This is a genomic window from Aquaspirillum soli (genome assembly GCF_054781915.1).
In genome coordinates this window covers 111,679-133,876 of sequence record NZ_BAAGTM010000005.1, presented here as the reverse complement: position 1 = coordinate 133,876, position 22,198 = coordinate 111,679, and the positions used below count along the sequence as shown (strand labels likewise).

19 protein-coding genes are annotated in these 22,198 nt (G+C 49.7%); 10 read left to right on the top strand and 9 right to left on the bottom strand.

The genetic code is table 11. The features are described from left to right. The first annotated feature begins 79 nt into the window (after window positions 1-79). The 4 genes from ACYVJG_RS07015 to ACYVJG_RS07000 all read left to right on the top strand — a co-directional run bounded on the left by ACYVJG_RS07015 (window position 80) and on the right by ACYVJG_RS07000 (window position 3,379). Window positions 80-826 (top strand): amino acid ABC transporter permease, encoded by a 747-nt coding sequence (locus ACYVJG_RS07015; RefSeq protein WP_460430418.1) that lies wholly within the window; start codon window positions 80-82, stop codon window positions 824-826. Beyond that, complete coding sequence (locus ACYVJG_RS07010; RefSeq protein ID WP_460430417.1) at window positions 826-1,491, top strand: amino acid ABC transporter permease; 666 nt, start codon at window positions 826-828, stop codon at window positions 1,489-1,491. The genes ACYVJG_RS07015 and ACYVJG_RS07010 overlap by 1 nt, the downstream gene beginning before the upstream one ends. After that, a complete protein-coding gene (locus tag ACYVJG_RS07005; RefSeq protein WP_460430416.1) occupies window positions 1,488-2,222 on the top strand; it encodes an amino acid ABC transporter ATP-binding protein in 735 nt (244 codons plus the stop codon). The genes ACYVJG_RS07010 and ACYVJG_RS07005 overlap by 4 nt, the downstream gene beginning before the upstream one ends. A gap of 74 nt (window positions 2,223-2,296) precedes the next feature. Next, window positions 2,297-3,379 carry an asparaginase gene (locus ACYVJG_RS07000; RefSeq protein ID WP_460430415.1) on the top strand — a complete coding sequence of 361 codons (1,083 nt, stop codon included), beginning with the start codon at window positions 2,297-2,299 and terminating at the stop codon, window positions 3,377-3,379. A 73-nt stretch (window positions 3,380-3,452) separates the two neighbouring features. Here the strand turns inward: ACYVJG_RS07000 and ACYVJG_RS06995 are convergent, their stop codons facing one another. The 3 genes from ACYVJG_RS06995 to ACYVJG_RS06985 all read right to left on the bottom strand — a co-directional run bounded on the left by ACYVJG_RS06995 (window position 3,453) and on the right by ACYVJG_RS06985 (window position 7,756). Then, on the bottom strand, window positions 3,453-4,955 hold the full coding sequence (locus tag ACYVJG_RS06995) for a TRAP transporter large permease (protein WP_460430414.1): 1,503 nt from the start codon (window positions 4,953-4,955) through the stop codon (window positions 3,453-3,455). A 1-nt stretch (window position 4,956) separates the two neighbouring features. Continuing rightward, a complete protein-coding gene (locus ACYVJG_RS06990; RefSeq protein WP_460430413.1) occupies window positions 4,957-5,490 on the bottom strand; it encodes a TRAP transporter small permease subunit in 534 nt (177 codons plus the stop codon). 247 nt (window positions 5,491-5,737) lie between these two features. Further along, window positions 5,738-7,756: an oxidoreductase gene (locus ACYVJG_RS06985; protein ID WP_460430412.1), complete on the bottom strand. Its 2,019-nt coding sequence runs from the start codon at window positions 7,754-7,756 to the stop codon at window positions 5,738-5,740. Window positions 7,757-7,994: 238 nt separating this feature from the next. Between ACYVJG_RS06985 and ACYVJG_RS06980 the strand changes: the two genes are divergently transcribed. From ACYVJG_RS06980 to ACYVJG_RS06970, 3 genes are read left to right on the top strand one after another with little or no spacing between them, the layout of a single operon-like run. Next, a complete protein-coding gene (locus tag ACYVJG_RS06980; RefSeq protein ID WP_460430411.1) occupies window positions 7,995-9,200 on the top strand; it encodes a multidrug effflux MFS transporter in 1,206 nt (401 codons plus the stop codon). Between the two features lie 42 nt (window positions 9,201-9,242). Further along, window positions 9,243-11,480 (top strand): AAA family ATPase, encoded by a 2,238-nt coding sequence (locus tag ACYVJG_RS06975; RefSeq protein WP_460430410.1) that lies wholly within the window; start codon window positions 9,243-9,245, stop codon window positions 11,478-11,480. Then, complete coding sequence (locus tag ACYVJG_RS06970) at window positions 11,480-12,049, top strand: YqiA/YcfP family alpha/beta fold hydrolase (RefSeq protein WP_460430409.1); 570 nt, start codon at window positions 11,480-11,482, stop codon at window positions 12,047-12,049. The genes ACYVJG_RS06975 and ACYVJG_RS06970 overlap by 1 nt, the downstream gene beginning before the upstream one ends. Window positions 12,050-12,100: 51 nt before the next feature. Here ACYVJG_RS06970 and ACYVJG_RS06965 read toward each other — a convergent pair whose 3' ends face one another. From ACYVJG_RS06965 to ACYVJG_RS06950, 4 genes are all read right to left on the bottom strand, one after another. Continuing rightward, window positions 12,101-12,862: a cytochrome c1 gene (locus ACYVJG_RS06965; protein WP_460430408.1), complete on the bottom strand. Its 762-nt coding sequence runs from the start codon at window positions 12,860-12,862 to the stop codon at window positions 12,101-12,103. Between the two features lie 18 nt (window positions 12,863-12,880). Further along, window positions 12,881-14,200 carry a cytochrome b gene (locus ACYVJG_RS06960; RefSeq protein WP_022653797.1) on the bottom strand — a complete coding sequence of 440 codons (1,320 nt, stop codon included), beginning with the start codon at window positions 14,198-14,200 and terminating at the stop codon, window positions 12,881-12,883. 17 nt (window positions 14,201-14,217) lie between these two features. Further along, complete coding sequence (gene petA / locus ACYVJG_RS06955; RefSeq protein WP_460430407.1) at window positions 14,218-14,802, bottom strand: ubiquinol-cytochrome c reductase iron-sulfur subunit; 585 nt, start codon at window positions 14,800-14,802, stop codon at window positions 14,218-14,220. A 119-nt stretch (window positions 14,803-14,921) separates the two neighbouring features. Further along, window positions 14,922-15,668 carry a Nif3-like dinuclear metal center hexameric protein gene (locus tag ACYVJG_RS06950; protein WP_460430406.1) on the bottom strand — a complete coding sequence of 249 codons (747 nt, stop codon included), beginning with the start codon at window positions 15,666-15,668 and terminating at the stop codon, window positions 14,922-14,924. Window positions 15,669-15,903: 235 nt separating this feature from the next. Between ACYVJG_RS06950 and ACYVJG_RS06945 the strand changes: the two genes are divergently transcribed. Genes ACYVJG_RS06945 through ACYVJG_RS06935 form a run of 3 tightly spaced genes read left to right on the top strand, consistent with a single transcriptional unit; the run spans window position 15,904 to window position 20,470 of the window. Beyond that, window positions 15,904-17,682, top strand: a complete 1,779-nt coding sequence (locus tag ACYVJG_RS06945; protein WP_460430405.1) for a type I secretion system permease/ATPase — start codon at window positions 15,904-15,906, stop codon at window positions 17,680-17,682. A gap of 23 nt (window positions 17,683-17,705) precedes the next feature. Then, on the top strand, window positions 17,706-19,061 hold the full coding sequence (locus tag ACYVJG_RS06940; protein WP_460430404.1) for an HlyD family type I secretion periplasmic adaptor subunit: 1,356 nt from the start codon (window positions 17,706-17,708) through the stop codon (window positions 19,059-19,061). Window positions 19,062-19,066: 5 nt separating this feature from the next. Next, entirely contained in the window at window positions 19,067-20,470 is a 1,404-nt protein-coding gene (locus tag ACYVJG_RS06935) for a TolC family outer membrane protein (protein ID WP_460430403.1), read from the top strand. Window positions 20,471-20,542: 72 nt separating this feature from the next. On the opposite strand, the gene ACYVJG_RS06930 is transcribed toward ACYVJG_RS06935, so the two are convergent. Together ACYVJG_RS06930 and ACYVJG_RS06925 are read right to left on the bottom strand one after the other, a co-directional pair. Then, window positions 20,543-21,421 (bottom strand): phosphoribosylaminoimidazolesuccinocarboxamide synthase, encoded by an 879-nt coding sequence (locus tag ACYVJG_RS06930; protein ID WP_460430402.1) that lies wholly within the window; start codon window positions 21,419-21,421, stop codon window positions 20,543-20,545. A 26-nt stretch (window positions 21,422-21,447) separates the two neighbouring features. Next, window positions 21,448-22,188, bottom strand: coding sequence for an NYN domain-containing protein (locus tag ACYVJG_RS06925; protein ID WP_460430401.1), 741 nt, complete (start codon window positions 22,186-22,188; stop codon window positions 21,448-21,450). Window positions 22,189-22,198 lie beyond the last annotated feature (10 nt).

Sequence of the window (22,198 nt, the reverse complement as noted above, 5' to 3'; positions counted from 1 at the left end):
CTCGTCCCCTTGTTGTCAGTAGGGCGTACCGGTATGCCATGTTGTGCAATGCCGGTTTCTGCATGAAAAGGGGATGTCGATGGATTACAACTGGGACTGGGGTGTTTTCTTTAAGTCCACTGGAATTGGTCAAGAAATTTATCTTGATTGGTTTATTTCTGGCTTGGGCTGGACCATTGCCGTTGCGTTGATCGGCTGGTTAATCGCTTTATTCTTGGGCTCGGTATTGGGGGTATTGCGTACTGTACCAAACCGCTGGCTGTCTGGCTTGGCCACAGCCTATGTCGAGCTTTTCCGTAATGTACCGTTGTTGGTACAACTGTTTATCTGGTATTTCTTAATCCCCGATCTGTTACCCGAACCGATCGAGATGTGGTTTAAACAAGATTTAAACCCTGCTACTTCAGCCTATCTGAGCGTCGTTGTCTGTTTGGGATTATTTACCGCTGCTCGTGTCTGTGAACAAGTCCGGACCGGTATTCAAGCGCTGCCTAAAGGCCAAGCTGCCGCAGGCTATGCTTTAGGGTTCAAATTACCTCAAATCTATTCGCAAATTCTGTTACCGCAGGCTTTCCGCATCATCATTCCACCGCTGACCTCCGAGTTCCTGAATATCTTCAAAAACTCTTCGGTTGCCTCGTTGATTGGCTTGATGGAGCTGTTGGCACAGACCAAACAAACTGCTGAATTTACTGCCAATTTGTTTGAAGCCTTTACCTTAGCAACGATTATCTACTTCACTCTCAATATGAGCTTGATGCTGTTGATGCGCTGGGTAGAAAAGAAAGTAGCCGTTCCAGGCCTGATTTCGGTGGGAGGTAAATAATGGACTTTAGTGCAATTATTCCCGCCCTTCCCGGGATGTGGGAAGGGATGGCGATGACGCTCAAGTTGTTGGTATTGGGCGTGATCGGTGGGGTGGCATTGGGGACAGTCTTGGCTTTGATGCGCTTGTCGCACAATCCTCTGCTCTCGAGATTGGCCGGTGCCTATGTGAACTATTTCCGTTCGATCCCGTTGCTGTTGGTGATTACGTGGTTCTATTTTGCCGTGCCGTTTGTCTTGCGCTGGATCACAGGTGAAGACATGCCGATTGGTGCATTCACCTCGTGTTTAGTGGCTTTCATGATGTTTGAAGCTGCCTATTTCTGTGAAATTGTGCGAGCAGGGATTCAATCAATTCCCAAAGGACAGATGGGCGCTGCTTATGCTTTAGGGATGAATTACGGCCAAGTCATGCGGCTGATTATTCTGCCTCAAGCATTCCGTAAGATGACGCCGTTGTTGTTACAACAAAGCATTATTTTGTTCCAAGACACCTCGTTAGTGTACGCCGTCGGTTTGATGGACTTCTTGAACGCCGCCCGTTCACGGGGCGATATTATCGGCCAGCCGCATGAGTTCCTGATTTTTGCCGGTCTGGTGTATTTCACCATCAGCTTCTCCGCCTCGTTATTGGTTAAGCGTTTGCAAAAAAGGTTAACGGTATGATCTCGATTAAAAATGTCAGCAAGTGGTATGGCGAATTTCAAGTCTTGACCGATTGCACAACCGAAGTCAAAAAAGGCGAGGTGGTGGTGGTCTGTGGCCCGTCGGGTTCTGGTAAATCGACCTTGATTAAATGTGTGAATGCACTAGAACCCTTTCAGAAGGGTGATATTGTGGTCGACGGCACATCGATTGCCGATCCCAAAACCGATTTGCCAAAACTGCGCTCACGAGTGGGGATGGTGTTCCAACATTTCGAACTGTTCCCTCACCTGTCGATTACCGAAAACCTGACCATTGCCCAAATGAAGGTGTTGCGTCGTAGCAAAGAAGAAGCTACAGATAAAGGCTTAAAACTGCTCGACCGCGTTGGCTTGAAGGCACATGCACATAAATACCCTGGTCAGCTCTCTGGTGGTCAACAACAACGGGTGGCGATTGCACGAGCCCTAGCGATGGATCCCATCGTGATGCTATTCGATGAACCCACATCAGCACTCGATCCCGAAATGGTGAATGAAGTGTTGGATGTCATGGTGCAGTTGGCTCAAGAAGGCATGACGATGATGTGTGTCACCCACGAAATGGGGTTTGCCCGCAAAGTGGCAAACCGTGTGATCTTTATGGATCGTGGGCAAATTGTTGAGGATTGCCATAAAGAAGAATTTTTTGGCAATGTCGATGCCCGTTCCGATCGTGCGAAGCAATTCCTCGCAAAGATTTTGCAACACTGATTTTGTCCCCCTTGGCTGCTGAGTGAAATATTCAGCAGCTTTTTTTTGTTCGTTGTTTTCAAGAGGAAGAAACGATGAAAACCCTCCACAAGCTGGCACCTTGCTTTGCTGCGATGATGTTTTTGTTGCCTTACCAAGCCGCTCATGCAGAAGCGGCCAAGGCAAAATTGCCTAATGTGGTGATCTTAGCCACGGGTGGGACGATTGCAGGGGCTGGCGCAAGTGCAGCCAATAGCGCAACCTATCAGGCAGCTAAAGTTCCAGTCGACAAATTGATTGCTGGTGTGCCCGAGTTGAGTCATATCGCTCAGGTTCGCGGTGAGCAAGTTTTCCAAATTGCATCGGAAAGCTTTACGAACGATCATTTGTTGCAATTAGGCAAACATGTTGCCGAGTTGGTGAAACGTAGCGATGTTGATGGTGTAGTCATTACCCACGGCACCGATACTTTGGAAGAAACCGCCTACTTCCTTAACTTAGTTCAGCGTACCGACAAGCCTATCGTGGTGGTTGGTTCGATGCGCCCTGGGACTGCCATGTCAGCCGATGGCATGTTAAATCTTTACAATGCCGTTGCGGTTGCTGGCAGTAAAGATTCACGCGGTAAAGGGGTGTTGGTGGCGATGAATGATGAAATTCATTCTGGCCGCGACGTCAGCAAAGCCATCAACATTAAAACGGAAGCTTTCAAGAGTCCTTGGGGCCCTCTTGGTATGATTGTCGAGGGAAAAACCTATTGGTTCCGTTTGCCAGCTAAACGCCACACGATGAACTCAGAGTTTGATATCAAGCGCATTAATACCTTGCCGCCAGTTGATATCGCTTATGGTTATGGCAATGTAACCGACACCGCATACAAGGCGTTTACGCAGCAAGGGGCAAAAGCGATTATCCATGCAGGTACAGGTAATGGCTCTGTGGCTGCGAAGGTCGTCCCTGCATTACAAGAAATTCGCCAAAGTGGTGTGCATATCATTCGCTCTTCTCGTGTCAATGCTGGCGGTTTTGTTTTGCGTAATGCTGAACAGCCTGATGATACATATGATTGGGTGGTAGCACATGACCTCAACCCACAAAAAGCCCGTATCTTGGCCTCTGTTGCTTTAACCAAAACCCAAGACAGTAAAGAATTGCAACGGATTTTCTGGGAATATTAATTCTGGTCAATACCATTATTTAAGATAAATAAAAAAGCCCTCAATGTCTGAGGGCTTTTTTTGAGTCTATCATTTAATTAGTGTTATTCGGTGTTGCGGGTTCGGTGCTGGGTTCATCCCATGCGCTGCTACCGCTACCGTAATCATCCCCTCCTTGGCCGCTGCCTTGCTCCAACAGCTTCAGTGCATCCTCCGAGCTAATTTCTTGATTTAACTGGCTCTTATTCGGGTCGTGGAACGCTTCGCTATGGTTTTTATCCATAAAGAACGTAATGGTCTGCGGGAACGCCATCGCCAATACCACCATAAACACCTGAATAATAATAAACGGAATGACGCCGCGATAAATATTCATTGTGGTGACACTTGGTGGCGCGACAGATTTGAGGTAAAACAAGGCAAACCCAAATGGGGGTGTGAGGAAGCTGGTTTGCATATTCAAAGCAATCAAAATACCAAACCACACCAAATCAATTCCCAATTTATCTGCTACGGGTGCCAAAAGTGGTAACAAAATAAAGGCAATTTCAAAGAAGTCGATGAAAAAGCCAAGGGCAAAAACAATTAAGTTAACAACGATTAAAAAGCCCCAAATGCCGCCTGGAATCGATGTCATCAAATGTTCGACCCACAAATCACCATCTACTGCACGGAAGGTTAGGGCAAAGATGGTCGAGCCGATCAGGATAAAGATCACAAAGCTGGTCAGTCGAGTGGTCTGTGCCATTCCTTCCCACAACAATTTGAAATTTAACCGCCGTTTCAATGCTGCCAGTATCAAGGCGCCGACCGCACCCATTGCACCACCTTCGGTTGGTGTAGCGATGCCCATAAACAGCGTACCTAGCACCAAGAAAATCAATGCTAAGGGTGGGACTAACGACACCAAGGTGTGCAGCAATAGCGCCTTACCACGCCGAGTACGTGCTTCGGGAGGGAGTGCGGGAACGCTGCTTGGACGGACGATGGACATGATTAAAATAAAACCAGCCAACAACGCGGTCAGAATCAAGCCCGGCATCATCGCGGCACGGTACATATCACCAACTGACGTACCCAGCACATCGGCCAACACAATCAACACCAACGAAGGCGGGATAATTTGTGCCAAAGTACCAGAGGCACAAATCACACCGCTGCTAATTTCTTTTGAATAGCCATAACGCAGCATAATCGGCATTGAAATCAGGCCCATCGCGATGACTGACGCTGAAACAACGCCTGTGGTAGCGGCGAGTAAGGCCCCAACAAAAATGACCGCATACGCCAAACCGCCGCGCACTGGACCAAATAGCTGGCCGATGGTATCGAGCAAATCCTCCGCCATGCCTGAGCGTTCTAGCACAATGCCCATGAAGGTAAAAAACGGAATGGCCAATAGTGTTTGGTTGGCCATAATGCCGAAAATACGTTCGGGCAGGGCTTGTAATAACTCTGGCCCCAACATGCCCAGCTCAATGCCAATAAAGGCAAATACAATCCCGTTGGCAGCCAGTGCAAAGGCCACTGGGTAGCCCAACAATAAAAATACAATTAGGCCGACAAACATCAACGGCGCCATGACATCCATTGCCATATTAATGCCCCTGTGCTTGTGGTTGATAATCGGGGTGGCCGGCGATAAAGGCCAATTTCTTAATCATTTCACTGACACCTTGCAGACCCAACAGGGCAAAGGCAAAAGGAATGACCAGTTTAATTGGCCAACGAACCAGACCGCCCGGATCGGATGACATTTCACGAATTTCTAAGGAGTTCATTGCCATCGGCCATGCGTAGTAGGTTACGATCACACACATCGGCAACAACATAAATAAAGTGCCGAAGACATCCAGCCACGCTTGTCCTTTGGGTGACAATTTGCTGGAGAAAAAATCGACCCGAACATGGCCGTTTTCCATCAGTGTCAGGCTAGAGGCGAACAAAAAAACCACCCCAAACAAATACCACTGAATTTCTAACATGCCATTCGAGCTGATATTAAAGGCATAGCGTAGGCAGGCATTTAAGGCGCTGATGAGGATGGAAGCTAAAATCAACCAATACATCAGCTTGCCCAAGGGCCGGTTAATCGCGTCGATAAGGCGCGATAAGGCAAGCAAGGCGTTCACGAAATTCTCCTCTTGTGGATTCCAGATTGTTATATCCGAGTGTTTCGGTCGGAAATCACTCGGTGTAGAAAGAATACACAAGCAAATCAGCGCGGCAAGCGGATTTTTCAGTTTTTGTTTTGCGATAAACAAGCATTACGCACTTCGCAGAATCGTTAGGCTTGATAAAAAGCATTGGCAAGTTTTTCAGCATGAAAACAGCCAAAGCATCATGCTTTGGCTGTGTGTGGTGCAACAATAAGGCGGGTTAGAGCTGACTGCCGAGCTGGGTACCTTGGTAAATGGCACGTTTGGCATCTAATTCGCTGGCAACATCGGCCCCGCCAATCACATGCACCGTTTTACCAGCGTGTTGCAAGGGGGCTTCTAAGGCACGTTGGCTTTCTTGGCCAGCACAAATCACGATATGGTCTACCGCCAACAGATATTTTTCACCACGTAAGCTGATGTGTAAGCCTTGATCGTCAATTTTGTCATAACTGACACCTGACAACATTTCGACTTGTTTCATCTTCAATGCTTGGCGATGAATCCAACCGGTGGTTTTACCTAAGCCATCACCGACTTTACTGGCCTTGCGCTGTAACAAATAAATTTTGCGTGGGCTGGCGCTCGGCTGTGGGCCGCTTGGGGCAAGGCCGCCACGTTGCGTTAACTCCATATCGACCCCCCACTCACGCATAAAGGCGGCGGTATCGTTGTGTTGCTGTGGTTCGTGACATAAAAACTCAGCTGTATCAAAACCAATACCACCAGCACCGATAATCGCCACTTTTTCACCAACGGCGGCACCATGTTTTAACACATCGAGATAACTCAAGACCTTGGGATGATCGATGCCCGGAATGGCTGGTTGCCGTGGCAGAATGCCGGTGGCTAACACCACTTCGTCAAAGTCCTGTAAATCTTCTGCATCCACTCGCTGCCCTAGTTTCACTGTCACACCGGTGTGGCTAAGACGACGTGAGAAATAGCGCAGGGTTTCGTTAAATTCTTGTTTACCCGGAATTTGCTTAGCAATATTAAATTGACCGCCAATTTCAGACGCAGCATCAAATAACGTGACCTGATGGCCACGTGCGGCGGCAGTGGTGGCACATGCCAAGCCAGCTGGCCCTGCCCCCACGACGGCGATCTTTTTCGCTTCGGTGCAAGGTTGTGGATTGAGCTCGGTTTCATGGCAAGCGCGGGGATTGACTAAACATGAGCTGATTTTGCCGCTGAAAATATGATCTAAACAGGCTTGGTTACAGCCGATACAGGTATTGATATCGTCGGCACGGTTGTCGGCAGCTTTTTGTACAAACTCGGCATCGGCCAAGAATGGGCGCGCCATTGACACCATATCGGCACAACCACTGGCGAGAATGTCTTCGGCAATCTCAGGGGTGTTGATGCGGTTGGTGGTAATCAGTGGAATGGAGACTTTGCCCATCAGTTTTTTGGTCACCCAAGCAAAACCGCCACGTGGTACCAAGGTGGCAATGGTGGGAATCCGTGCCTCATGCCAGCCAATACCGGTATTAATCAGTGTGGCACCAGCCTGTTCAATTGCTGTTGCCAATTGTTCGATCTCTGGCCAATTCGAGCCTTCTTCCACCAAATCTAACATCGACAGACGATAGATAATGATGAAGTCACGGCCAACTGCCTCGCGCACCGCCTTGACGATGGCAATAGCAAACCGCATCCGATTTTCAAACGGGCCACCCCATTGGTCGGTGCGATGGTTGGTGCGGCTGGCAAGGAATTGATTGATTAAATACCCTTCCGACCCCATTACCTCGACCCCATCATACCCCGCTTGTTGTGCCAATTTTGCACAACGAGCAAAGTCGGCGATGGTTTGTTCAATCTCTGCCTCGCTCATTTCAACAGGCATAAATGGATTGATGGGGGCTTGTAAGGCACTGGGTGCATGGGGGTGGGGTTGGTAGCTATAACGGCCAGTATGCAAAATTTGCATACAGATTTTACCGCCGGCCTCGTGGACTGCATTGGTGACAATTTTATGTTGAGCTGCCTCGTGTTCATTGACTAATAATGAGCCGCCAGCAAAGACACGCCCTTTTTCATTGGGCGCAACACCGCCAGTCACAATCAAGCCAACACCACCTCGTGCACGTTCGGCATAAAACGCTGCCATCCGTTCAAAACCGTGGGGGGCTTCTTCTAAGCCGGTGTGCATCGAGCCCATGAGGACACGATTTTTTAAGGTGGTGAAACCTAGGTCGAGTGGGGCGAGTAAATGGGGATAGGCGCTCATCAGTGTCTCCTTCGTGAACGGGTGGATGCTTATAGGCATCACGTATTGACATATCTGCAGCGACAATACGGGGCAAAATTCTGGCTGTCAATCGAGCGTTTGAATTTGTTGGCCAATAAGCCATTTGCTTGATACATGGTGTTACCGTTCCAAACTAGCCGTTTGCATGGCGAGGGTCTAACATGGGGCCACGCCTTTTCTCTATTACGCTAGTGGTGATCCCGCTAGACGCCCTGTTATGTCAAATCCTGTGTCTCCGCGTTTATTGGCTTTTCTATTGGCAGCCTTGGCCACGATAGGGCCATTTTCTATCGACACTTTTTTACCGGCGATGGCCACTATTGGCCATGCTCTCGACGCCAAACCATTAGAAATTCAACAAGCCTTAACCGTGTATTTGTTTTGTTATGGTTTGATGATGTTGTGGCATGGGGCAATTTCGGATGCTGTTGGACGGCGGCCAGTGATTTTGACCGCTTGTTTGGTCTTTACCCTCGCCTCTTTGGGTTGTGCCACGGCGGATAGTCTGCCTGAATTGTTGTTCTATCGTGCTTTACAGGGGCTATCCGGTGGCGCTGGTTTGATTGTTGGGCGGGCGATTATTCGCGATACCTTTGAAGGGGCTGCAGCACAACGCTTGATGTCGCAGGTCACCATGTTATTTTCTTTATCACCGGCGATTGCTCCCGTGATTGGGGGATGGCTGTATCAGGGCTTGGGGTGGCGCTCGATCTTTGTTTTTATGGCTTTGGTGGGATTGTTTTTATTTTTACTTTGCAGTTGGCAATTACAAGAATCCCATCCAGCAGAACACAGACGGCCTTTGCAAATTAAAAGCCTATTGGCTAGCTATCGCCACGTGGCGGCAACACAAGCTTTCCGCTTTTTGGCTTTGGCAGTGGCGTGTAATTTTGCTGGTTTTTTCCTTTATATTCCGGCAGCGCCGGTGTTTTTAATGCGACATTTGGGCCTCGCGCCGACTGAGTTTTTATGGTTTTTTGGCCCTGCGGTAAGTGGCATTATGTTGGGTGCGTGGCTGTCTGGTCGGATGGCAGGGCGCCGCAGTGCGCGTGAGTTGGTGTCGATTGCCTACCGTATTATGGCAACCGCAGCGGTAGCCAATGTGCTGGTTTGTGTGATGTTGCCACCGGCTTTGCCTTGGAGCGTATTGCCGATGGCGTTATATGCGGTGGGGATGTCACTGGCAGCGCCAACAATCACACTGTTTTTGCTTGATCGGTTTCCCGATTTACGTGGTACGGTGTCATCGATGCAAGGGTTTACCCAAACGGCACTGTCAAGCTTGGTGGCTGGCGCCATTGCACCGCTTTTGTGGGATGATCCCCTCTGGCTGGCGTGTGCTATGTGCTTATTTCTGGCAGTCGGATATGGCATGTTAAGCTGTTTCCGCCGGACGCAGGAGGCCAACACTCAGCCGCAGTAGTCTCGCTTTGTTTGTCTTTGTTGTTTTTCTTGGGATGAGTTTATGTCTGCACAAACCTCTTCTATTCGCCGTATTGCTGTGCCATCTTCACCCCCGCCAGCCATTGACCCTCATCCCCTCGATCGTTTAGACGAGCTGGCAGCGTTATATTTGTTGCGCTTGATGGTGGCGTTGCCTTCAGCCAGCGCTTTGTTAATTAACCACGCTGAACAACGTTTGGCACGTTTGTTATTACCGTGGTTGCCTGAGGCTTTTAGTGAAGAAATTCGCCGTTATCAAATTGCTCATCAATTGGTGGACGAAGAAGATGAGGGATTGGATTTTCTGATTAAAAACATGGGCAGTGAGCGCCCTGAAGAACCACATCCGCTGTCGGTGGCCTTGTTGCGTCCACAACGTTTACAAGCCATGTTGCGCCGAGCGTTGCAACGAGTAGAACAGACTGCACAAGAAAAAACGTCACTGCCACCCATTGTATTAGAGCTAGAAAAGCGTTTAGGGCTAGATCGCAATAGTAGCCGCCTGTTGCAATTTACTGCAGTGCGCCATAACCAACAGGACTTTAGCCTGATTTTGCGCCGACTGCGCCAACCAAAAAATTTACGTGCCACCCAAGCGGTGGCGATTTTCTTAGGCATTGACGATCAAGCTGCCCGTACTGTATTGCGGCGTGACAATCTATTAGAAATGTATGGTCTTTTGCGGATTGAGCGCAGTGATAGTGATTTAGAAGATTTATTCTCGCTTGATAATATCGGGCAACAAATTTTCAATGAAGAAATTCAGGATATTGATGGTTTGATGCGGCGGGCGTGCGCGCCGGTGAGTGCGCCAGAACTAAAGCGTGGAGACTATCCCCACCTCGCCTCGGCGCTGAAACCACTGACTGCCTTTTTGCGTCAAGTGCTGCAAAAAAAGCAAGTTGGGGCCAATGTATTGCTGTATGGGCCACCGGGGACAGGTAAAAGCCAATTAGCACGTCTGTTGGTTAAAGAATTGCGCGCTGAAGGCTATAGCGTTAGCGCGGAAGATGATGACAAAGAGCCGCTGCGCCCCTCGCAACGGATGCAGTCGTTTGCATTAACCCAGCGTTTTTTGGCGCAAACGCGGCGGTCGGTAGTGGTGTTTGATGAAATTGAAGATGTCTTTCCCGATGATGATGAAAACCACCATCAGCGTTCCGGTTATCGTAAAGCGTGGGTAAATCAGCTTTTAGAAAGCAATCCGGTACCGGGGATTTGGATTGCTAACCGCGTGCATCAGATTGACCCTGCCTTTTTGCGTCGTTTCTCGTTTCACCTTGAAATTCCGGTTCCCCCGCTTGCTGTGCGTGGCAAAATTTTGGCCCGTCATTTGCACGACTTAACGGTGTCGTCGGCTACTGTGGCTCGTTTAGCGCAAGACGATAGCCTAGCGCCGGCACAAGTGGCCAGTGCAGCACGCTTTGCCCGTGCATCAGCAACCGCCGAGCAAGAAGCGGCTTTTATGTTGGCATTACAAAATGCAAAAGCCGCGTTACACCAGCCAGAATTGCCATCACAACACCATCAAGCCGCTGCCACCCGTTTTTCCACGGCTTTTCTCAATCTCAAAGGCGAGTTTTCTGCGGAAGAGGTCGTCGCGGCATTGCAACATCACGGCCAAGGTAGTTTGTGTTTGTACGGCCCACCCGGGACGGGTAAAACCTCGTTTGTGCAACATATTGCCGAACAGATGCAACGGCCTTTAGTCGCGAAAACGGCGGGGCAATTGTTGGATAAATATGTGGGCGAAACCGAAAAACATATTGCCGCTATGTTTCAAGAAGCCCAACAATCGCAAGCCATTTTGTTTTTGGATGAGGCTGACAGCTTATTGCGCTCACGTGAGGATGCGCAACGTTCATGGGAAGTGACTCAGGTGAACGAGTTGCTAAAACAGATGGAGCAGTTTTCGGGAGTGTTTATTTGTGCCACCAATTTATTCTCTGGTTTAGATCCGGCGGTATTGCGGCGTTTTGTGTTCAAAATTGAATTTCAGGCACTTAACATCGCGCAGCGCGAAACGCTGTTTGTGCAAGAGGCGTTACAAGGTAAAGCCGGTCGTTTGGGTTTGGAAATTAAACAACAGCTGGCGCGGTTGGATGGTTTAACCCCTGGTGATTTTGCAGTAGTGAAACGGCAGGCCTATTTACTGCGTAAAACGTTTTCTGCTGAGGGCTTCTTACAACGCTTGAGCGAAGAAGTGAAAACACGGCGCAGTCAGCGTGGTGGTCATGGTCAGATGATGGGATTTGTTTGATGAAAAAACTGTTGTACTTGCATGGTTTTTTATCCGGCCCCGAATCAGCTAAATCGCGGCAGTTGGCTGCAAAATTTGCCGAGTTGGGGCAATCTGAACAGTTATTCGCACCACAATTACCTGCCAACCCCGATGCTGTGATGCAGTTGTTGGATGGATGGTTGGCAGAACAAGATCTAACCCAGTTAGTCGTCATGGGTAGTTCATTAGGTGGGTTTTTCGCGACAGTGGTGGCTGAACGCTATGGCCTTGCGGCGGTGTTGATTAACCCTGCTGTCCGTCCCCATCAATTGGCCCATCATTTTTTAGGGACACATCGTTATTACTACTCTGCCCAAGAGGTCACCGTGACCCCCGAGATGATTGATGCCTTGGCTGTGCTCGAACCAAAGTCTATTCACCCTGAACGCTATTGGTTGATGTTGGCGAGTGGGGATGAAACCTTAGATGCGCAACAAGCGTTGGCTTACTATCGAGGTTGCCAGCGTTTGGACTATGTCGAGGGTGGTGATCATAGTTTTTCCTGTTTTCCCGAGTATCTACCTGCAGTGATAGACGTTTTGCGTTAGACATAAAAAATGGCGGGGTATCCCCCGCCATTTTTGCCACCATCGTGTTGCTTAGTGGATGTCTTTCCAGTATTCCTTCTTCAGGAAATAAGCGAAAGGTAACAGCAACAACACTAAGAACATCAAGACCACATAACCGATTTGCTGGCGTTTAACCTGCATTGGCTCTGCCATATAGACCATGTAATTGGTCAAGTCGGCCATCCGGCTATCAAATTCGGCGGTATTGGCTTTGCCGTTCTCGTCGATCTTAGTGAACGCACCCGCTTTCACCAATTTCAACTCGTGTGTGTCGTGGCCGTCTTTACCCTTGACGGTTTCCATGACTTGGTCGCCTTGCCATTCCCACATGATGTGAGGCATACCCACTTTGTCGAACACTTTATTGTTCCAACCGGTTGGGCGGCTTGGGTCGCGATAGAAGCCACGCAGATAGCTATACAGATAATCTGCGCCACGAGCACGGGCAATCAAAGACAAATCGGGTGGGGTAGCACCAAACCATTTTTTGCCGTCAGCCGGTGCCATTGCCACTTTCATGGTGTCACCGACTTTTTCGGTTGCAAACATCAGGTTTTCTTTGATTTGTTTTTCACTCAGTGCCAAATCGGTCAAGCGGTTGTAGCGCATGGCTTGCGCGCTGTGACAGCTTAGGCAGTAGTTAGTGAAAATCTGTGCACCGCGTTGCAAAGATTCAACGTTTTGAATGTCAATCGGCGCTTTGTCCAACGGCACCGAAGCACCTGCAGCAAACACCGAAGCCGGCACCGCGAGGGCTGCAGCGGCAATCAGATGACGGATAAACTTTTTCATTTCAGCCGGTTCCCTCGATTAAACAAACTTGGCAAACAGAGCAGCACCGCCAATTGCCAGTGCAAACAGCACCAAGAATTTCAACTGACGACCCAAATTGCTGTCGGTCACGCGTGCAGGCGGGGCGACAGGGCCAACGTCGTTCTTGGTATAGAACGGCATGCCAAGGAAGAAGGCAAAGTAGATGATCGACAGAATCTGTGCAATCACGGTACGGACGTTAGTGGATGGCAATGCACCCAAAATACCCAGACCGATGAAGCTGATCACAAACAACACCAACATGAACTTGAAGCGTGGACCGCGATAGCGCACCGATTTGACGGGTGATTTATCCAACCATGGCAGGAAGGCGATCAATACCACTGCTGCACCCATCCCCAACACACCCCAAACTTGGGTGCCGAAGAAGGAAGGAATAGCACGCAAAATGGCGTAGAACGGAGTGAAATACCACACTGGCGCGATGTGCGCAGGGGTTTTCAGCGGATCGGCTGGGTCGAAGTTTGGCCGCTCGAGGAAGTAGCCGCCCATCTCTGGTGCAAAGAACACGATGGACGAGAACACAATCAAGAACACCGCTACACCGAGAATATCTTTAACGGTGTAGTAAGGATGGAATGGAATGCCATCCAATGGGATGTGGGTTTCTGGATCTTTGTTCTTTTTGATCTCGATACCGTCTGGGTTGTTCGAACCCACTTCGTGCAGCGCTACCAAGTGAGCGACAACCAAAGCGATCAAAATCAGTGGAACAGCAATCACGTGCAGGGCAAAGAAGCGGTTGAGGGTTGCATCACCCACCACGAAGTCACCACGGATGAACACCGACAAATCTGGACCAATCACAGGAATTGCTGCGAACAAGTTCACAATCACCTGTGCACCCCAGAAGGACATTTGGCCCCAAGGTAACAGATAGCCCATAAAGGCTTCAGCCATCAGCACCAAGAAAATCAAGGTACCAAACACCCACACCAATTCGCGAGGTTGCTTGTAAGAACCGTAGATCAAACCACGGAACATATGCAGATACACCACCACAAAGAACATCGAGGCACCGGTGGAGTGCATATAGCGGATAATCCATCCCCCTGCTACGTCTCGCATGATGTATTCCACCGAATAGAAAGCGGTGGCCGCATCAGGCTTGTAGTTCATGGTCAGGAAAATACCGGTAACGACTTGAATCACCAACACTAACAGTGCCAGCGAGCCAAAGAAGTACCAGAAGTTAAAGTTTTTCGGTGCGTAGTATTCCGAAACGTGCGCCTTCCAGGTCGATGTCAGCGGGAAGCGGGCATCGATCCAGTCAAGGAGACCTTGTTGCTTGCTCATCTGTTTCTCACCCTTACTTAGTTATCGTCACCAATCAACAGCATGGTATCGCTGAGATATTTGTGTGGTGGAATTTCGAGGTTAGTCGGCGCAGGCACCCCCTTGTAAACGCGCGCTGCCAGATCAAACTTAGAACCGTGACAGGGGCAATAGTAACCACCTAACCAATCAGCACCTAAGTCGGCAGGTGCCAGATCGGGACGGTGGGTAGGGGAACAGCCCAAGTGGGTACAAATCCCGATGGTCACCAGAATTTCTGGTTTAATAGAACGATGTGCGTTTTTGCAGTAGGCAGGCTGCTGGGGCGCATCAGAAGCGGGATCGGCGAGGTTGCCATCAAGTTTGGCCAAGTTCTGTAGCTGTTCTGGGGTACGGCTTAATACCCAGACCGGCTTACCACGCCATTCAACAGTGACTTGCTGGCCAGGTTCGAGTTTACTGATGTCTAACTCAACTGGCGCACCGGCTGCTTTCGCGCGTTCGGATGGAAAAAAACTTAGCACAAAGGGTGTAGCAACGCCTGCTGCTGCCACGCCGCCGAGTGCACCAGTGGCTACGGTCAGAAACCGGCGACGCCCCTGATCAACGTGTTGTTCACTCATTACATTCACCTCAAAACGAGAAAAATCGAGCTAAAATCGCCTGATTCTACCCGATACCCTCCCACCTATTAAAGCGCGTATGCGAAAAAGTTAGTTGGTGGGTTTAGGACTGGTCAGAATCAGATTGGGTTCCAGAGATCGACAAACTCACAATCGAGCTCTTCATGTCGGTCTAGCCAAGCTGCCATTGCCCGCACGCCACCGCGTTCTGTTGCGTGGTGTCCGGCGGCAATAAATGCGACATCACTTTCTGCCGCGAGATGCGCGCAAGGTTCGGATGCCTCTCCCGTGATAAACAGATCCACCCCAAGTTCGATGGCTTGAGGAAAAAAGCTGTCTGCGCCGCCTGTACACCACGCAATACGGTGGATGGCTCGGTCGGTTTTACCGAGAACAAGGGGCGCACGTTGTAAACGCTGTTCAATTGTGTTGGCAAAGTCTGCCAGCGATACTGTGGCTGAAGGATGTCCATACCACAGCAAGTTGTTTTCCCCAGTACAACCATCAACAATCCAACCGCATTCTTCGGCCAGTTGCACATTATTGCCCAGTTGTGGATGGGCATCTAAAGGCAGGTGGTAGGCAATAAGATTGATGTCATGTGCAAGCAGCTTTGCTAAACGACGACGTTTTATACCGAGAATTCGGCTGTCTTCATTTTTCCAGAAATAACCGTGATGCACGATGATTGCATCGGCTTGTTTGGCGATAGCGACATCAATCAATGCTTCACTCGCCGTTACCCCAAACAACACCTTTGTAATCTCGGCCTTGCCTTCGACTTGTAGGCCATTGGGTGCATAATCTTTATAACGATGAGGTTCAAGTGCGTCATCAAGTATGCCAATCAGCTCACTGCGATGCATTGCCGGTGTATCCCTGTTTGCAAAAAGGAGATTATGACATACCTCGCCGCTGCTTTTTGACTTGGCGCACAAAACCTGTTGCTTGCAGGACATTTTTTGCATTAGTACAGAATATTTTGTTTGGTACAGGCGGTTACATATCCATTTTCAATGAGCGCGGTGTGGTGATGGCCCCATGTTAAAATCGTGGCCTTGTCATTCTTGGTAAGCCTGTGCGGCTTGTTTTGTCTTCGTTATGAAAAAACTGTTCGATAAACGTAGCGAGCTGGGCGAAATACTGTTCGGTTTTCGCAAAACCTTTTACAAGGTCGGTGCTTTCAGCTTTGTGATTAACATGCTGATGCTGATGCCTTCGATTTATATGATGCAGGTCTATGACCGCGTGCTGGCATCGAGCAATGAATTTACTTTGTTGATGCTGACCGCGATGACCCTCGGGCTGTATGCCTTGATGTCATTATTAGAGCTGGTGCGCTCCTCGGTGTTAATCCGAGTGGGTAACCAGATGGACATGCAGCTCAACAACCGTACTTTTACAGCGGCATTTGAGCGTAACTTGCGCCGTACTGGTGGTAATGCGGCACAAGCGATTCACGATTTAACCTCGGTGCGCCAATTCTTAACGGGCCAAGGTCTGTTTGCCTTTTTTGATGCGCCGTGGACACCGATCTATCTGATTTTCTGTTTCTTCTTCCACCCCTTGTTAGGTTCGATTGTGGTGGTTGGGGCGTTGATTTTATTTGCCTTGGCTTATGCAACAGAAATCGCAACGCGCAAACCACTGGCTGAAGCAAACCAAGCCTCGATTGCCGCTGGTGCTTTCGCCAATAACAACTTGCGTAATGCAGAAGTGATCGAAGCGATGGGGATGTTGCCTGCCATCCGTGAAAAATGGTTTGCGCAGCACATGCGAATTTTGGAAAACCAAACGTTGGCTTCCGACCGCGCTGCAAAAATCAGTGCCATCACCAAGTTTGTACGGATTTCTCTGCAATCGTTGGCATTAGGTGCCGGTGCGTTGTTAGCGATTGAAGGCAAAATTACCCCGGGGATGATGATTGCGGCTTCGATTTTGATGGGCCGTGCGTTGCAGCCAGTGGAAATGGCCATCGGAACTTGGAAACAGTTGATTTCCGCCCGTGCTGCCTATTCCCGTCTGGAAGGCTTGTTAAAAGACCATCCTGTCCGTGGTGAAGGGATGCCATTGCCAAAACCAGAAGGCAATATGCTGGTTGAAAATGTGGTGGCAGGTGCTCCCGGTGGCCAAGTCCCGATTCTGAAAGGCCTCAATTTCACGATTCAGGCCGGTGATGTGGTGGGTGTGGTTGGGCCTTCGGCTTCGGGTAAATCGACGCTGGCACGACTATTGGTCGGGGTGTGGCCGGCACAAGCGGGTAAGGTGCGTTTGGACGGTGCAGACATTTTCCAATGGAATAAAGACGAGTTAGGGCCCTCCATCGGTTACTTGCCTCAAGACATTGAGTTGTTTGAAGGCACGATTGCAGAAAACATCGCCCGTTTCGGTGATATGGACTCCAATCAGGTGATTGATGCCGCACAACGTGCCGGTGTGCACGAGATGATTTTGCGCTTCCCACAAGGTTACGACACCCGCTTAGGGCCAGATGGTGGCATGTTATCCGGTGGTCAAAAACAGCGCATCGGCTTGGCGCGTACGTTGTATGGCAATCCTGCCTTAATTGTGTTGGATGAGCCGAACTCGAATTTGGATGATGTGGGTGAAGCGGCGTTGGTAGGTGCCATTCGTGATCTAAAAGCACGAGGGAAAACCGTGATTTTGATTACCCATCGTACCAATATCATCAATGCTGTTGATAAGTTGATGGTGTTGCGTGATGGTGTGATGCAGTTATATGGCCCACGTGACCAAGTCTTAGCCGCTTTGATGCAGCAAGCACAGCAGGCACAACAAGCCGCCGCACAGCAAGCGGCAGCCGCCCCAACACAAGTGGTTCCCGCTGCCCGCCCTGCGGTTGGCGATGCGTCTGCTTGATGGTCAGAGAAGGACAATAGGCGATGAAGTGGTTAGAAAATTTATTTGAACGCGGTCGCAGCCAAACCCCCGAAGGACAAAATCCGAAAGTGGATACTGATGCAAGTCGGGTTTCTCGTTGGGGGATGTGGGTATTGGTCGGTGGCTTTGGTTTGTTTATGTTGTGGGCAGCCACTGCTCCGTTGGATGCTGGGGTGCCAGCAAACGGGACGGTCACTGTCGCGGGTAACCGCAAAACCATTCAACACTTAACCGGTGGCACCATCGATGCAATCGAAGTAAAAGATGGTCAGGCGGTGAAAAAAGACCAAGTGTTGGTGCGCTTGAATGCTACACAGGCCGAAGCTCAATTGGGTATGACTCAGGCGCAATACATCATTGCTGCCGCCGTAGAAGCGCGTTTATCGGCTGAACGGATGAATGCTGAGAAAATTGATTTTTCTCCCATGCTCGACAAAATCCAACAGCAAGATGAGCGGGTTGCCAATGCAATTGCTTTACAAGAGCAGTTATTTCAATCTCGCCGTACCGCTTTGCGTAATGAAATCAGCATTCTGAATGAAAATCTGGCTGGTGCACAGCAACAGTTACGCGGCTTGGAAGAAGTTAAGGTCAACCGCGAATCACAGTTGCGCTCGTTAAAACAAGAACTCGCTAATATCCGTGATATGGCAGATAAAGGTTTTGTGCCGCGCAATCGGATGTTCGAGTTAGAGCGTAATGTGTCGCAAATTGCCGCTGGTTTAGCGGAGGACATTGCCAATATCGGCCGGACTCGCAACCAAATTTCCGAGCTGAAATTGCGGGTGTTAAACCGACAACAGGAATATCAAAAAGAGGTTGAGTCTCAGCTTACTGATGTGCAAAAAGAAGTGCAGTCGTTGGCTGACCGCATGGCGGCATTGGATTATGAAGCGAAAAATACGCTGATTCGTTCGCCGATTGATGGGACAGTGGTGGGGTTAAACATCCATACCGTGGGCGGTGTGATTCGCAGCGGTGAACCATTGATGGATGTGGTGCCGCACAACGAGCCGTTGATTATTCAAGCGCAAGTGCCAACCAATCTGATTGATAAGGTGCATGTTGGTTTACCGGTGGAAATTCAGTTCCCTGCGTTCAGCCACAGCCAAACGCCAAACATTCCGGGTACGGTGCAAGTGGTAGCGGCTGACAGTGTGGTCGATCAAAAAACGGGGATGCCGTATTACTCGGTTAAGGTTCAGGTGACACCGGAAGGCATGAAAATGTTAGGTGTACACAAAATTCGTCCCGGGATGCCCGCTACCGCATTATTGATAACGGGTGAGCGAACTATGTTAAATTACCTGCTGAAACCCCTTATTGACCGTATGAATATTGCGTTTACCGGAGACTAATCTCGATGGCGCGTCTTTCGCTAAAACCCCTTGTTGGTGCTGTTTTGGTGTCGTTATGTGCGATGCCAGCCTATGCGCTGAATTTGTTGGAGGCCTATCAGGCCGCCAAACAAAATGATCCAACCTATCGCGCGGCAATGGCTGAGCATCAAGCTGGCCAGAAAAATGATGAGTTAGCTGTGGCTGGCCTGTTACCACAGGTATCGGCTAGCTTATATCGTGGTAAGACTGTTGGTGTCCGGTTACAACCTGGCTTTACTGGTCGAATCACCCAATCTGATTTGGATTACGACAGTAAGAACTATGGTATCCAGTTGCGTCAATCATTGTTTGATTGGCGCAAAGTCAGCGAGTTTCGGCAAGGGCGCGCCCGTGTCAGTTACAGTGATGCGGTATTTGCAGCAAAAAGCAATGAATTAGCCATTCGGGTGGCAGGTGCTTACTTTGATGCGCTGCTCGCGCAAAACACCTTATCCCTGTTGGATGCGCGTGTACGTGCCTATGAAGAACAGTTGGTACGGGCAGAAAATCTCTACCGTGCTGGCGATGGCACGGTAACGGATATGGACGAGGCGCGGGCGCGGCGTGATATTGCTATCGCGCAGCGTTATGAAGCACAAGACCGATTGAAAGTTGCTTTGCGTAGTTTGCAGGAATTAACCGGTGCTGTGCCCGATGCCTTGCATATCTTGGGTGATGAGTTCCCCTTGTCCGCACCCGTACCCGCCACACTAGAAGAATGGGTCGATGTTGCACGACAAAACAGCCCAGATATTCGTGCAGGTGAACATGCGTTAGAGATTGCTGCGCGAGAAGTCGATAAGGCGCGGGCAGGTCATCTACCCACGGTGGACATGATCGGCTCGCTGAGTAAAACAGTCTCGGATACGGTCTCAACACTCAACCAAGAAAACCGCACGCGATCTATCGGCGTACAAGTGAGTATTCCGATTTTCAGCGGTGGTTATAGCTGGGCATTGAGCGATCAAACTTTAGCGAAACGCGAACAAGCGCGGCAAGAGCTCGAAGCGGCTCGCCATCGGGTGGAGTTGGACATTACGCGCTATTTCACAGCCTCGCTCAGTGGTGTGAGTAAAGTGCGAGGTTATGAACAAGCGGTGAAGTCCAGCGAACGTGCGTTACATTCGACAAAAATGGGCTTTACTGCTGGTTTGCGCACCAATGTTGATATCCTGAATGCCGAAGAACAACTGTTCCAAGCTCGCCGTGATTTAGCGGAGGCCCGTTATCAATACTTGGTCAGCACGCTGCGTTTACGCGCCAGTGCTGGTGTGTTGGTCGAAGATGATATTGCTCGATTAAACGGTTTCTTGGCCGGTGCGACTGCTGCTAAAGCTGAGACAACCGCACCTGCGGCGACTGTAACCAAGGCAGATAAGAAAAGCTGATTGTTCGTTTTTCTTGGGCAATAAAAAACCGCAGTGTGTCATTACCCTGCGGTTTTTTGTTGCTGATCTCGATTAAGCCGTGAGACGGGTGAGCGCTTCGCGGTATTTGTCAGCGGTTTTTTGTGCCACTTCAGCCGGTACGGTGGGGGCTGGGGGGGTTTTGTTCCAACCCGTTGATTCTAACCAGTCACGCACAAATTGCTTATCAAAGCTAGGTGGGTTACTGCCGGGGGCATAGCTATCTGCTGGCCAAAAACGGCTGGAGTCGGGTGTCAACGCTTCATCCATCAGCGTTAACGTCCCCTCTTCGTCCAAACCAAATTCAAATTTGGTGTCACAGATAATAATGCCACGGCTGGCAGCATATTCTGCTGCTGCGACATACAAGGCAATCGCTGTATCACGTACCTTGTTGGCCAATTCAGTCCCAATCAAGGCCTCACACTGTGCAAACGAAATATTCTCATCGTGATCGCCGACGGCGGCTTTGGTCGAGGGTGTAAAGATGGGTTCAGGCAGCTGATCGGCTTCACGCAAACCAGCCGGTAGCGCAATACCACAGACGCTGCCGTGTTGTTGGTATTCTTTCCAACCGGAACCAGCCAAATAGCCGCGAACAATCGCTTCGACTGGGATGGCTTTGAGGCGTTTAGCCACCACCGAACGGCCCTCGGCTTGGGCTAAGTCGTCGCCTGACAGCACATCGGCAACCTGCTCTCCCGTCAAGTGGTTAGGTACCACATGCTGTAATTTGGCAAACCAGAAGTTAGAAATGGCGGTCAGGATTTTGCCTTTTTCTGGGATGGGTTCATTCAAAATCACATCGAAAGCAGACAAACGATCAGTTGCAACCATTAACATGCGTTTGTCGTCAATTTCATACAAATCCCGCACCTTGCCCGAATAAATTTTTTTCAAACTATTGAGGTGCGATGTGGTGAGGCCGGTCATGACATGTCCTTACAAGAGGCAATCAGTTAAATCGAGCTAATTGGAGGATAGCTACTGGTGTTCGGTGGGTATGGTAGCAGCGTGTTGGTGGGCCCGATGCCAACACCATCACGAATAGGGCGTGGGCAGGTTGAACGTAGGCCATCAATATGCTCGAACAATTCTGGGGGAATCGATTTCCACATCGGGTCGAGCACAAAGTCGATGCCTTCTCGTCGTGCCAATTTAGCAGCAGGGACGAAATCAGCATCACCGGCAAATAACACAATTTGGTCAGCTAACTTCTTATACGCCAACGAGGCGATATCTTGTCCAATCCGAATATCGACCCCTTTTTGCCGCACATCGTAGGCAAAGTCTTCATCGCGCAAGCTGTTGTATTGTCTTTCCCCACGCAACAGTGCCCGCATCACGGTTGGCTTAATGGTCCATTGTCCGGTGTCGGCGAGATACCCCAGCCGCAATGCCAGTTTACGTTTGCGCCGCAGCTCATCAAACAAACCGTGTCGGAACTGGGCTTCGTGGGTTTCAGCAAAATCGAATGGCGTATTGCTGATTGGCAAGGTGACTTTTTTGTCCAAGGGTGGGCAATCGTAGTAAAAAATACGATACAAGTCGCGACGCTCATCATTTTGGTTGAGATGAGACAGTGCCCACCGCATCATCATCGACGCCACATCCTCTGGGTTATGCTGGGTCGATTCAGTCATTAAAGCGCGATAGCGGTGCAGGAAAAACGCACCATCAATTAAAATAGCTGTTGCCATAGTTCTCTCT